At 63.5% G+C, this 11,845-nt stretch carries 8 protein-coding genes; 7 read left to right on the top strand and 1 reads right to left on the bottom strand.

Annotated elements, in window-relative coordinates; genetic code table 11:
* Positions 1-3,095: retention module-containing protein (locus AB5Y89_RS06410; RefSeq protein WP_368223167.1), on the bottom strand; the 3,095-nt coding region annotated here is incomplete at its 3' end.
* 737 nt (positions 3,096-3,832) lie between these two features.
* Between AB5Y89_RS06410 and nrfA the strand changes: the two genes are divergently transcribed.
* The 7 genes from nrfA to nrfF all read left to right on the top strand — a co-directional run bounded on the left by nrfA (position 3,833) and on the right by nrfF (position 11,590).
* Positions 3,833-5,275, top strand: coding sequence for an ammonia-forming nitrite reductase cytochrome c552 subunit (gene nrfA, locus AB5Y89_RS06405; RefSeq protein WP_368223171.1), 1,443 nt, complete (start codon positions 3,833-3,835; stop codon positions 5,273-5,275).
* 51 nt (positions 5,276-5,326) lie between these two features.
* Positions 5,327-5,920, top strand: coding sequence for a cytochrome c nitrite reductase pentaheme subunit (gene nrfB, locus AB5Y89_RS06400; RefSeq protein WP_368223165.1), 594 nt, complete (start codon positions 5,327-5,329; stop codon positions 5,918-5,920).
* On the top strand, positions 5,917-6,597 hold the full coding sequence (locus AB5Y89_RS06395) for a 4Fe-4S dicluster domain-containing protein (RefSeq protein ID WP_039041283.1): 681 nt from the start codon (positions 5,917-5,919) through the stop codon (positions 6,595-6,597). The genes nrfB and AB5Y89_RS06395 overlap by 4 nt, the downstream gene beginning before the upstream one ends.
* Complete coding sequence (gene nrfD / locus AB5Y89_RS06390; protein ID WP_368223163.1) at positions 6,594-7,550, top strand: cytochrome c nitrite reductase subunit NrfD; 957 nt, start codon at positions 6,594-6,596, stop codon at positions 7,548-7,550. Before AB5Y89_RS06395 ends, nrfD begins: the two co-directional genes overlap by 4 nt.
* 307 nt (positions 7,551-7,857) lie before the next feature.
* The gene (gene nrfE, locus AB5Y89_RS06385; RefSeq protein WP_368223161.1) at positions 7,858-9,819 is read left to right on the top strand and encodes a heme lyase NrfEFG subunit NrfE; all 1,962 of its coding nucleotides are present in this window, start codon (positions 7,858-7,860) and stop codon (positions 9,817-9,819) included.
* Entirely contained in the window at positions 9,816-10,403 is a 588-nt protein-coding gene (locus AB5Y89_RS06380) for a DsbE family thiol:disulfide interchange protein (protein WP_368223159.1), read from the top strand. Before nrfE ends, AB5Y89_RS06380 begins: the two co-directional genes overlap by 4 nt.
* A complete protein-coding gene (gene nrfF, locus AB5Y89_RS06375; RefSeq protein WP_368223157.1) occupies positions 10,400-11,590 on the top strand; it encodes a heme lyase NrfEFG subunit NrfF in 1,191 nt (396 codons plus the stop codon). Before AB5Y89_RS06380 ends, nrfF begins: the two co-directional genes overlap by 4 nt.
* The last annotated feature ends 255 nt before the right edge of the window (positions 11,591-11,845 follow it).

Below are 11,845 nucleotides of genomic sequence, written 5' to 3'. Positions count from 1 at the left end.
TCGAGCGCATCAGCCCCGTGGCTCACGGTGAAGCTCATGTGGCTCACCACATCCTTCGCCCCCTGGTTCGCCTCCGTCATCTCGGTGCCGGTCACGGCGCTGATGACCGGATTGGCCCCGTCGCCGATGGCCACGCTCAGGGTGGAGGAGACTTTATCTCCGTCACTGTCGGTCAGGGTAAAGCCCGCCTTGAGCAGACTGTCTGCACTCCCCTGATCCAGCGGCTGGTTCAGGGTGAAGACGTAGTGACCGTTCTGATCCAGCGTCAACGTGAAGACGTTCTGGCCGTTGACGGCGCCGCTGATGCTGTTGCCGCTGATGGTGATGACCACGGGCTGGCCGCCGCTGGTGAGCCCCTGCAGGCCGGGCTGGCTGGCATTGAATGCGATGTTGACCAGAGGGTCGGCCCCGGCGGTGATGGCCAGATCCCCGGTGAGGGTCTGGGCCGCGCCCCAGTCGCTGTCCTCCACCAGGGTGAGGGAGACGGGGTCGACCTGGGGCAGCACGCCGTCGGTGATATGAATATTGAGGGTGCCAAGGTTGCTCTTGTCCCCGTCAAAATCGGTGCCTTGCACCTGCAGCCCCAAGTTGACGCTGTTGGTGCTGACCGGTTGATCCAGCACACCGTCGAGCGCCACCTGGTACTTCCCATCCAGCCCCAGGGTCACGGTCAGAATGGTCTTGCCACCCGCATCCAGCAGGGTGATGACGTTGCCGTTGACCTGATAGTGGGTCGGCTGGCCGCCGCTGGTGAGGCCATTCAGGCCGGGCTGGCTCGCCTCGAAGTTGAGCGACACCAGGCGATCGCTGCCCACGCTCACCGGCAGCTGGCCATCCAGGGTCTGGCCAGAGGCCCCTTCCTGCAAGGTGACCCCGCTGTCGTTGCCAAGGCGGGGATCCACACCGTCGCTGATGGAGACAACCAGATCGGCGCGGGTCTCGTCGCCATCTATTTCCTTGGCGGAAACGGTGAGCCCGAGGGAGAGCTGGTCGCTGCCCTGATGGTCCAGAGGCCCATTGAGGGAGACGGTGACATTGCCGTCGATATCACTGCCATGTTGGCTGGCGGTCAGCTCGGCCTTCAGCACCTCGACCCGCTTGCCATTGCCATCCAGGTAATAACCCGTCAGCAGGCGATCACCGGTGAATTCGAAGGTCAAGGCGTGGCCGTCGCTGCTGATACCGCTGCCGTTGAGACGGGCCAGGGTTGCACTCTGATCCGCGAAGACGGCACTTGTTGCCACCAAGGGATCGGACTGATGGCCCACCACGAACTGGCTCTGTCCCACCACCGCCGCCGGATTGGTGAAATCATCCTCCGTGAGGCTGATGGGGGCGATGGTGAAGTCCGGCGGTGTGCTGTCCACCAGGTTGACGGTGAGATTGGCGCTCACCAGATCCCCGTCGCTGTCGCGGTACTCCAGGGCAAAGGGCAGGCTCAGGCTATCCTGGCCGTGATCCAGGCTCTGGTTCCAGACGATACGATAGCTGCCGTCGTTGGCCAGGGTCAGGGTGAAGACGGTCACGCCCCCTACGCTGGCGGTGAGAGTCTGGCCGCTGACCTGGTAGGCGAGCGCCGTCCCGTGGCTGGTCAAGCCAAGCTGATTGAGGGCACCTTGATCGGCGGCAAAACTCACCTGCAGGTTGCCATCAAGCCCGGCTCCGGTGTGCAGGGATCCGGCGGCACTCACCGGCCCCTTGGCGAGATCCGCCTCGGAGAGGGTCAGGGTATCGCTCTGACCGATGAGAGGAGCCCCGTCGATCACCCGGTTGCCCGCCAGATCCGTCACCTCGGCGCGTACCTCGTAGGGGCCCTGGATGCTGGAGAGATCCAGGCCTCCCAGTTGCCAGCGGCCGTCACTGCCCACCAGGGCACTGCCGCTGAAGAGGGTCTGGCCATTCTGGCCAACCAGGGTGATGGTCACCCGCTGCCCCGCCTCCACGTCCGTGGTACTGCCGCTCAGGGTGACCTTGTCATGGCCGAGAATGCTGTCGGTATCGAGATCGTCGATGTCGATGGCGGCACGGGTATCCACCGTCACCGTCAGGGTGTCACTGGCCCGGTTGCCCGCGATGTCCACCGCATCGACGCGAAAATCATGGGCGCCATCGGCCAGGGTATCGGGGATCTGATATTGCCAGTTGCCGTTGCCATCCACGGTGAGCACGGCCATCACCTTGCCTTCCAGGGTCAGGGTAACGGTAGCGCCAGGCTCCCCCTTCCCTTGCAGAAGTGGTGTGGTGTCGCGGGTCAGATCATCGGTCTGGCTGGTGCCGGTGTCGCTCTCGTCCGCCAAATCCAGGGTAATGGTGGTGATGGTGTCGAGCAGGGTCTGGCCGGTGTCGCTGGCCCGGTTGCCAGCCGCGTCCTGGGTATCGGCCTGGATGGTCAGGGGGCCGTCCACCAGTTTGCCGGTGACGTCGCCGAAGTTTGCCTCCCAGACGAAGCCGGGCAGCACCACTGTGGTGGTGGTCAGGCGGTTGCCATCCTGATCTATCAGGGTGACGGTGACGGTCTGGCCGACTTCCACATCCTCGACAAAGCCGCGGATGATGACGCCGGTCGCCTCGTCGGCATTGATGATGTTGTCGTCGGTCTGGGGCTCAGTGATGGTGATGGCCGCCAGCAGATCCTGATCTTCGGCATAGAGCAGCTCGTCGCCCGGCTGACGCGCCTCATGGCCGGTGTCAAACCCCGCCTCGGCCAGGGTGTACTCACTGTTGAGATCCACCACCACGAAACCGCCGGCGCTGGAGCCGACCACGCCACCAGTGGTACCGGCCCCGGCGTTGCCCGCCGCCGTCTCTTCAAACAATTTGGTCGGATCTGCCCCCTGGCGGATCGCCTCCTGGAGGCTCGCCAGCTCGGCATCGGCACCGGCGGGCAGTACCGCCTCGGGCTGGGTGGGCTCGGGGCGTTCGCTGCCAGCCTCCGCCAGCTCCACCTGTCCGTCGGATTCGGTGAGCAGGCGCATCCCGGGCTCCAATTGCATGCCAGGGGTGGCTCGGCGCAAAGAGCCGTCCGCATCCATCACAAACACGGCGCCCTCCACCTTGGCAATAAGAGTCGGTTTATCGATTCGCAGCTCGGCCATATATCCTCCAACGGGTAAACACAGACTTCCCAGCACATGAAGCGTAAAGGGAAAGTCTCCGTGACAGGCGGCTATTTTACCGTCAATCACCCCCTATAACCCTTCGTCATTTTCGAAAATATCGAAAGTAAATGCCGCCAACCGTCCTATTAAATTCAATAAGACGCTATCAAGCCGCGAATATGCAGGAATAAAGCCCTTATATTTCCTTTCCTGAAAACAGATGGCTCTCTTGGCACCCATTTCTACGACAGCTTCTGTCACAAAGTCCCTTGACAGGGACCATGGTGATGGAAAACCGAAGCCTCCCCCTCACCCCTTCGCAAGCTTAATATTGAATTTAAATTCAATATCAGCAGTTTATTCTCTCTCTGCATGCGGTGTATCTCTCCGCCGCCTCTCGCCCAGCCCTCCTCGCCAGTATGATGAACATCGATTTTACCTATTTTCATCAAAAGAGAACTGGTGGAAATAACCCTCGGATGAGGTTCAATAATTCCACCTGGATCGCACTTTTGGCATCCCTCACCCCCCTCAATTGATCTAGCGCAACTCCCACGGGGATAAATAATTATCCATTTTACCCATTTGGTATTATTCCCCCGAGCAATTGCATAAACACCGATTTATATGCAGCCATAACAATGGATCGGCCTGCCATGCCCGTCGATGATGAGCACAGATGTCCACACCAAGATGGAACGGTCAGGCCCGACATGGACTTTTATCTGGGAGTGATGACCGTGGGTTCATATGACAAGCTATTTCGACCAGGGCTGGCGGCCCTGCTGCTGACCGCCCTGCTGGGTGCAGGCAGTCTGGCACAGGCAGACGACAGTGCCCCCAAGGGCAAGATCGAGGCGCGCAGCGAGCTGTTCGCCAAGGATCACGCCGATCAGTTCACCAGCTGGAAAGGCACCAGCGGGAGCCGCGAGCGCACCGACGCCCTGGCGGAAGATCCGCAGATGGTGGTGCTCTGGGCCGGCTACCCCTTCTCCAAGGATTACAACAAGCCGCGCGGCCACTTCTATGCCCTGACCGACGTGCGGGAAACCCTGCGCACCGGCGCCCCCAAGACCGCCGAAGACGGTCCGCTGCCCATGGCCTGCTGGAGCTGCAAAGGCCCGGACGTGGCCCGCGTCATCGACGAGAAGGGTGAGGACGGCTACTTCAAGGGGATGTGGGCAAAAGGCGGACCGGAAATCGTCAACGCCATCGGCTGCGCCGACTGCCACGACACCGCCTCGAAAGAGTTCAAGGAGGGGAAACCCGCCCTGCACCTCTCCCGTCCCTATGCCGAACGGGCCATGACCGCCATCGGCAAGCCGTTCAAGGAGCAGGGGCGCTTCGATCAGCAGTCTCAGGTGTGCGGCCAGTGCCACGTGGAGTACTACTTCAGCGGCCCCACCAAGGCGGTGAAATTCCCCTGGGACAAGGGCACCACAGTGGAGCAGATGGAGCAGTATTACGATGAAATAGGCTTTGCCGACTGGACCCATGCCCTCTCCAAGACCCCCATGCTCAAAGCCCAGCACCCCGAGTACGAGACCTGGCGCGCCGGCATTCACGGCCAGAACAACGTCGCCTGCGTCGACTGCCACATGCCCAAGGTGCAGAACGAGCAAGGCAAGGTCTACACCGACCACAAGGTAGGCAACCCCTTTGATCGCTTCGACCAGACCTGCCGCAACTGCCACACCCAGAGCAAGGAGATGCTGCAAGGGGTGGTCAAGCAGCGCAAGGACGCCGTCACCGAAATCAAGCTCAAAGTCGAGAAGCAGCTGGTGCACGCCCACTTTGAAGCCAAGGCCGCCTGGGATGCCGGCGCCACCGAGGCCGAGATGAAGGACATTCTGCAGGACATCCGTCACGCCCAATGGCGCTGGGACTTCTCCATCGCCTCCCACGGGGTGCAGATGCACGCCCCGGAAGTGGCGCTGCGCATGCTGGGAACCGCCCTGGACAAGGCCGCCGACGCCCGCACCAAGCTGGCACGCCTGCTGGCCGCCAAGGGGATCAGCCACGAGATCGCCATTCCTGACATCTCCAGCAAGGAGAAGGCCCAGGCCGCTCTTGGCATGGACATGCAGCAGATGAACAGCGACAAGGCCCAGTTCCTCAAGACCACTGTCCCCGCCTGGGATGCCGAGGCCAAAGCGGCCGGACGGCTCGCACAATGACGAGGCATGCGGGCCCGCAGTGTCGGGCCCGCAGCCGGATGGAGGCTTCCTATGGGTGATTTAACAATGGATTTCTTACGACTGATGCTGATGGCAGCCATGCTGCTCACCAGCCTGCAGGGCCAGGCGGCCGATGCGGCAACCGCCCCGGCACCGACTACACATGAAGTGGAATTTCTGCGCAGTGCCGACAAGGCCTGCACCGACTGCCACAAGGAGCAGGTCGAAGGCATGCACGGCAAGCACGGTCAGGCGACCAACCCCAACAACCTGGCGCCGGTCACCTGCACCAACTGCCATGGTCAGCCCTCCCCCAAACACCGGGAAGGGGTCAAGGATGTGATGCGCTTTAGCGACAGCTTCAAGGACAAACAGAGTACCGAGCGCTACCCCATCGCCGAGCAGAACGGGGTCTGCATGAGCTGTCACGAGCCCAAAGTGCTGCGCGAGGCGCTCTGGGCCCACGACGTGCACGCCACCAAGCTCACCTGCACCAGCTGCCACCAGCTGCACCCGGCCAAGGAGCCCATGGTGGCGATTCCGGAGAAGTCCCGCATCAAGCTCTGCGTCGACTGCCACAGCAAGCAGCATGAGGTCGTCAAGGCGGCCAAGGCGAACACCACCTCGGGCAAGGAGGCACCATGAGCTGCTCTCGCCGTCACTTCATGGCGGGGATGAGTGCGGGGGCCCTCATCATGATGACAGGGCCGACTCGCTCCCTTGCCACCCCCCTCGCCCACAGCCAGACCATCGACGGGGTACGCTTTGGCATGCTCCACGACGAGACGGCCTGTATCGGCTGTACCGCCTGCATGGATGCCTGCCGGGAGGTGAATCAGGTGCCAGAGGGGGTCTCGCGCCTCGAGATCATCCGCTCCGGCCCCATCGGCACCTTCCCCGATGCCGAGTACCACTTCTTTCGCAAGTCCTGCCAGCACTGCGACAACGCCCCCTGCGTGCACGTCTGCCCGACCGGTGCCTCCCATATCCGCAAGGAGGATGGCATCGTCGACGTCAACCCGGATCTCTGCGTCGGCTGCATGTACTGTCTGGCCGCCTGCCCCTATCAGGTGCGCTTTATCAACCCTGTGACCAAGGTTGCCGATAAATGCGACTTTTGCCGCAAGACCAACCTGGCGGCGGGCAAGGAGCCGGCCTGCGTGGAATCCTGCCCCACCAAGGCGCTGGTGTTCGGCAATCTGGATGACCCGGACAGCCCCATCGCCAAACGGCTGGTAAAGGAGACCACCTATCGCTACAAGCAGGCACTCGGCACCTCGCCCAAGATGTACCGCGTGCCCAAAGGGGAGATAAAGTCATGACGATGCAAGAGGCGTTTCACTTCTCCTCGCTGGTGTGGGACTGGCCCATCGCCATCTATCTCTTTCTGCTCGGCATCTCCGCCGGGGCCACCACCCTCTCGGTGCTGCTGCGCCGCAAGGGGGCCGGCAGCGAGAGCGGCATCATCAAGGCGACCGCCATTCTGGCGCCGGTGAGCGTGGTGCTGGGGTTACTGATCCTCATCTTCCACCTGGCCCGCCCCTGGACCTTCTGGAAGCTGATGTTCCACTACCAGTTCGACTCCGTGATGTCGATGGGGGTCATGCTGTTCCAGGTCTACATGGCGGTGTTGTTCGCCTGGCTGGCGGTGGTGTTTCGCTCCGAGATCGAGACCTTGCGCCGTCACCTGCTGCAAGAGAAGTTCGCCTTTGTGGATGATCTCATCGCTTGGCTTGCCCGCGTCGAACGGCTGCTGGCGCCGCTCTTGCTGCTGCTCGCCGTGCTCTTGGGGGCCTACACCGGCTTTCTGTTGTCGGCGCTCAAGACCTATCCGCTGTTGAACAACCCTGTGCTGCCGGTGCTGTTCCTCATCTCCGGCGTCAGCTCCGGCATCGCTTCCACCATCTTGCTGGCGGTCACCCTGTTCAAGGAGAACCATCACAGCCAGGGGGTGAGCTTTGTCCACCGCTTCGAGCGGCCGGTGCTGGCGGTGGAGGTGTTGCTGCTGGTCTGCTTCTTTACCGGCCTCTACTTCGGTGGCGGCCAGAAGGAGGCAGCCATGTGGGCAGCCATCGGCAGCGGCTTCTGGGCTCAGGTGTTCTGGCTCGGGGTGGTGGGCATCGGCATGCTGCTGCCCCAGTTGCTGGCCCTGCTGGTCCCCGCGCCGCTGCGGGCCAAAAACGGCTATCTGGTACTGGTCTGCAGCCTGACCCTGGTGGGGATCCTGCTGCTGCGCTACTTCGTGCTTTATGCCGGCCAGATGACGGTAGTTTAAAAACCGGTTCACGCTCCTGTTGCGAGGCCGTGATCAAGGCTCATGTGCTGCTCGGAATCCTCATGTATTAACATACACTCCGGTTCCTGCGCTGCTCTTTACCTTGCTGACGACCTCTCACGACGGATCGTGAATCGGTTATTGAAAGCTGGGGATAAGCGCCAGCCGCCCTTCGGGTGACTGGCGCTTATTTGTTGCGATGAGTTGTTGCGATGGATTGTTGCCAGAAATGTGGATGTTATCCCCCAGCGCCGGTACGGTGCAGACGCTGCGGCATAACATAGACGAATGATTGACTGGAGGTTGTGTGCTGGCGGAGCTCGGCTATCTCTCACTGTTGATGGCGACCGGGCTCGCCCTGCTGCAAGGCACCCTGCCCTGGCTGGGATTGCGGCTCGCCTCACGCCCGCTGCTGGGCTGCGCAACACCGCTGGCCCTCCTGGTCGCGCTCCTGTTGGTGGCCGCCCTGCTGCTGCTCGCCAGCTGTTTTGGCCAAGATGACTTCACCCTGGTCTATGTGGCCCAGCACGCCAACAGCGCCCTGCCCCTTGGCTTCAAGCTGGCGGCGGTGTGGGGAGGCCACGAGGGCTCCATGCTCTTTTTCGTCTTTGCGCTGGGGCTGTGGGGCGCGCTGGTGGCCCTTTGCTCCAAACGGGTCGATCCGCTGATCACAACCCGGGTATTGGCCATCATGGGGCTGATCGTCGGGCTGTTCGGCCTCTATACCCTGATCTTCTCCAGCCCGTTTGACCGCCAGTTCCCAGGGCCGCTGGAGGGGCGCGATCTCAACCCCATGCTGCAGGACATCGGCCTCATCATCCACCCGCCCCTGCTCTATCTCGGTTACGTCGGCTTTGCGGTCAACTTCGCCTTCGCCATGGCGGCGCTGCACTCGGGTCGGCTCGATGGCGCCGTGGCCCACTGGAGCCGCCCCTGGGCGCTCGGCTCCTGGGTCTTTCTCACCGCCGGTATTGTGCTGGGCTCCTGGTGGGCCTATTACGAGCTCGGCTGGGGCGGCTGGTGGTTCTGGGATCCGGTGGAAAATGCCTCCCTCTTGCCCTGGCTGCTCGGCACCGCCCTGCTGCACGCCCTGGTGGTGTGCGAGAAGCGCGGCGCTTACGGCCACGCCGTGTTGCTGCTCTCCATCTTTACCTTTGCCTTAAGCCTGCTCGGTACCTTCGTGGTGCGCTCCGGGGTGCTCACCTCGGTGCACGCCTTTGCGGTGGACCCCAGCCGCGGCCTCACCCTCTTGTTGCTGCTCGGTTTGCTATTGACCTGCGCCCTCACCCTGTTTGCCCTGCGGGCGGACATTCGCGCTCCCTATGCCCGCTTTGGCTTGCTGTCAAAAGAGGGGCTGCTCGGCGCCGCCATCCTGCTGCTTTGCGTGGCCTGCGCCAGCGTGCTGCTCGGCACCTTCTACCCCATGGTGTTCCAGTCGCTCCATCTGGGCTCGCTCTCGGTGGGCGCCCCCTATTTCAATACCATCTTCGTGCCGCTGGCCCTCTGCCTGATGGCGCTGATGACCCAGCTGCCGCGCCTGCGCTGGCAGCATCTGGCAGCCCAGCGCCGCATCAAGGTACTGCTCCCATGCCTGTTCGGCCTGCTGGGGGGCACCTTGCTGAGCCTCGCCTATCCCGAACCGCTGCGGGCAAGCTGGCTGGGGCTTGCGGCCAACGTGCTGAGCCTCTGGCTGATGGCCAGCCTGCTGCTCCCGCTCTTGCAACCGGTCGCCCTGCGCGAGCTCACCCTCAATCGGTTCGGCAGCCTGCTGGCCCACCTCGGGGTGGCAGTGTGCGCCCTCGGCATTGCGCAGGTGAGTCACCACAGTCAGGAGGGGGGCGCCGTACTCGCCGCAGGCCAACCCTATCGGCTCGGCGCCTTCGCGTTTCGCTATGAGGGGAGCGAGCCGATCATCGGCCCCAACTACACCGCCGAGCGCATCACGCTTAGCGTGCACAAGGACGGTAAAGAGGTTGCGCGGCTGACGCCGGAGCGGCGTCACTACAGCGTGCGCACCATGAACATGAACGAGCCTGGCATCGCGTGGGGAATGCTCGGCGATCTCTACGTGGTGCTTGGCGAGAAGATGGGACCAGGCGCCTATGCCATGAGGCTGCACTACAAGCCACTGGTGCGCTGGATCTGGCTCGGTGGCCTGTTGATGATAGCGGGTGGCACACTGCGCCTGATCGTCCGCCGGCCGCTACTGGCTACCCATCCTGCGGCAGCGACCGCCCCCTGCCCTCGGCTTGAACAGGAGTCCTTATGAACGCCCGTTTGCGCCTGTTCGTGCCGCTCGTGCTCACCCTGGGGCTCGGCGCCCTGCTCTGGCTCGGCCTTGGCAACAACCCCTACAGCCAGGATGAGGCCGTCGCAGGGCGCAACCTGCCCGCGTGGCAGAGTGACGATCTGCTTGGTGGCCCCCCCATCCACACCGCGGCGCTCAAGGGGGAGCCCTTCGTGCTCAACGTCTGGGCCAGCTGGTGCCCCAACTGCCGCGCCGAGCATCCTCTGCTAGGTGAGCTGGCCAGCGCCGTGCCCCTCTATGGCCTCAACTACCGGGACAAGGGAGATTCCGCCCACGCCTGGCTTATCCAGGCGGGCAACCCCTATCGCGCCGTGCTGGCCGACCCTGAAGGGAAACTGGCGCTGGAGCTTGGCGTCTACGGTACGCCGGAGACCTATCTCTTCGCCGGCGACGGCACCCTGCTGACCCGCCATACCGGCCTGCTCACCCGGGAAGTCTGGCAACGCCAGTTTGCCCCCCTGCTTGCAAAGGCCCGCAGCAACATCGCCAGCCAGCCCGAAGTAGAGAGAGAAGTGGAGAGACAAGTGCAGGAGAGCAAGCCATGAGACGTCTCGGCCACGCCCTGATCGCGCCGCTCTTGCTGGCCTTGAGCCTCGGGGCCCTTGCCAGCGGGGTCGACACCTATGAGTTTCACCACCCCGAGCGGCAGACCCGCGCTCAGGAACTGGCCCGCGCCCTGCGCTGCCCCCAGTGCCAGAACCAGAACCTGGTGGAGTCCAACTCCCCCATCGCCCGGGATCTGCGGCTTGAGGTCTACCGCTGGGTGGACGAGGGACAGTCTGATGAGCAGGTGATCGCCCGCATGACGGAGCGCTTCGGCGATTTCGTGCGCTACGATCCCCCCTTCAAGCGCAGCACGGCGCTGCTGTGGGGCGGCCCCGCCCTCTTGCTGTTGCTGGCGCTCAATCGCCTGCGCAGGAGCCTGCATCGCCGGCAACCGGCGCGGGTGCCGCTTGTCGGCAACAGAGCCGAGGGGGCGCTCGCTCACGACCCCAGGGCCGAGCTGAACCGGCTGATCATGGCCGAGCAGCAGGCGGGGCTTGCCCCCCACAGCCGCCTCTACCGGGAGCTGGAGCTGGCCCACCTCGCCAACGCCACCCCAACCGCCGAGCAGGCCCTGCGCGAGCGGCTGGCCAAGGACCGCACCGCCCGTCCGCAGCTCTGGCTGCGCTCCTGGATACTGCTTGGGACCCTGCTGCTGGCGCTGATGGCCAGCATTTATGCCGGCACCGGCCGCTATCAGGCGTGGCAGGCTTATCAATCGAGCCCCGATCCGCTGGCGGGATTGAGCCCGCGGGATCTGCAGGACAAGGAGCTGGGCGCCCTGCACCAGCGCCTGCAAGCCAACCCTGCCGATCTCGACGGCTGGGCGGCGCTCGGTCAGCTCTATCTCTATCGGGACGAGTACGACAACGCCTTGCTCGCCTACCAGCGCCTCGCCCTGCAAGAAGGGGGTGCCAGCGCCGCGACTCAAGCAGCTCAGGCTACCGTGCTCTACTACCAGGCGGGCCAGCAGCTCACCCCGGAGGCGCTGAGCCTACTCGATAGTGCGCTCAAGCAGGACAAGGGCGAGGTGAGCGCCCTGATGCTGCTCGCCTCCGATCACTTCCTGCACGGCCGCTACTCCCAGGCCATCGCCCTCTGGCAGCAGTTGCTGGACGAGGAGCGCCCCCGCATCAATCGGGCCGCACTGATCCAGGCCATTCAGACCGCGCGAATGATGGGAGGATGAAGCGGGGCAAAACAGCGATAATGCAGCGGACCATCTTCCCTGCCGGGCGCCGTTTTTATCGCCATGGTCGCCATTAACGACCCCTTCATCATCCCAAGGCGCCGAAAGGTGCAAAAAGAGTCGTCATCTCGCCCCTCGCCAGCATATAGTGCGCCCCCGTAGTGGCGTGTCTGCCATGGCCTGACAGGCCTCTATGACTCCCTTTATCGGGCCCAATAGCCCCGATGCGGGGGATTTCAAGGTGCGCTGGCCCAT

This window comes from Aeromonas sp. s4 (assembly GCF_040907855.1).
In the GTDB taxonomy this organism is placed as follows: domain Bacteria; phylum Pseudomonadota; class Gammaproteobacteria; order Enterobacterales; family Aeromonadaceae; genus Aeromonas; species Aeromonas caviae.
This window is presented reverse-complemented; position numbering and strand designations above follow the sequence as displayed.

Bases quoted from the DNA above. Each gene is read 5' to 3' on its own strand.
- nrfA (WP_368223171.1), top strand. From the start codon at position 3,833: ATGACCGTGGGTTCATATGACAAGCTATTTCGACCAGGGCTGGCGGCC.
- nrfB (WP_368223165.1), top strand. From the start codon at position 5,327: ATGGGTGATTTAACAATGGATTTCTTACGACTGATGCTGATGGCAGCC.
- AB5Y89_RS06395 (WP_039041283.1), top strand. From the start codon at position 5,917: ATGAGCTGCTCTCGCCGTCACTTCATGGCGGGGATGAGTGCGGGGGCC.
- nrfD (WP_368223163.1), top strand. From the start codon at position 6,594: ATGACGATGCAAGAGGCGTTTCACTTCTCCTCGCTGGTGTGGGACTGG.
- AB5Y89_RS06380 (WP_368223159.1), top strand. From the start codon at position 9,816: ATGAACGCCCGTTTGCGCCTGTTCGTGCCGCTCGTGCTCACCCTGGGG.
- nrfF (WP_368223157.1), top strand. From the start codon at position 10,400: ATGAGACGTCTCGGCCACGCCCTGATCGCGCCGCTCTTGCTGGCCTTG.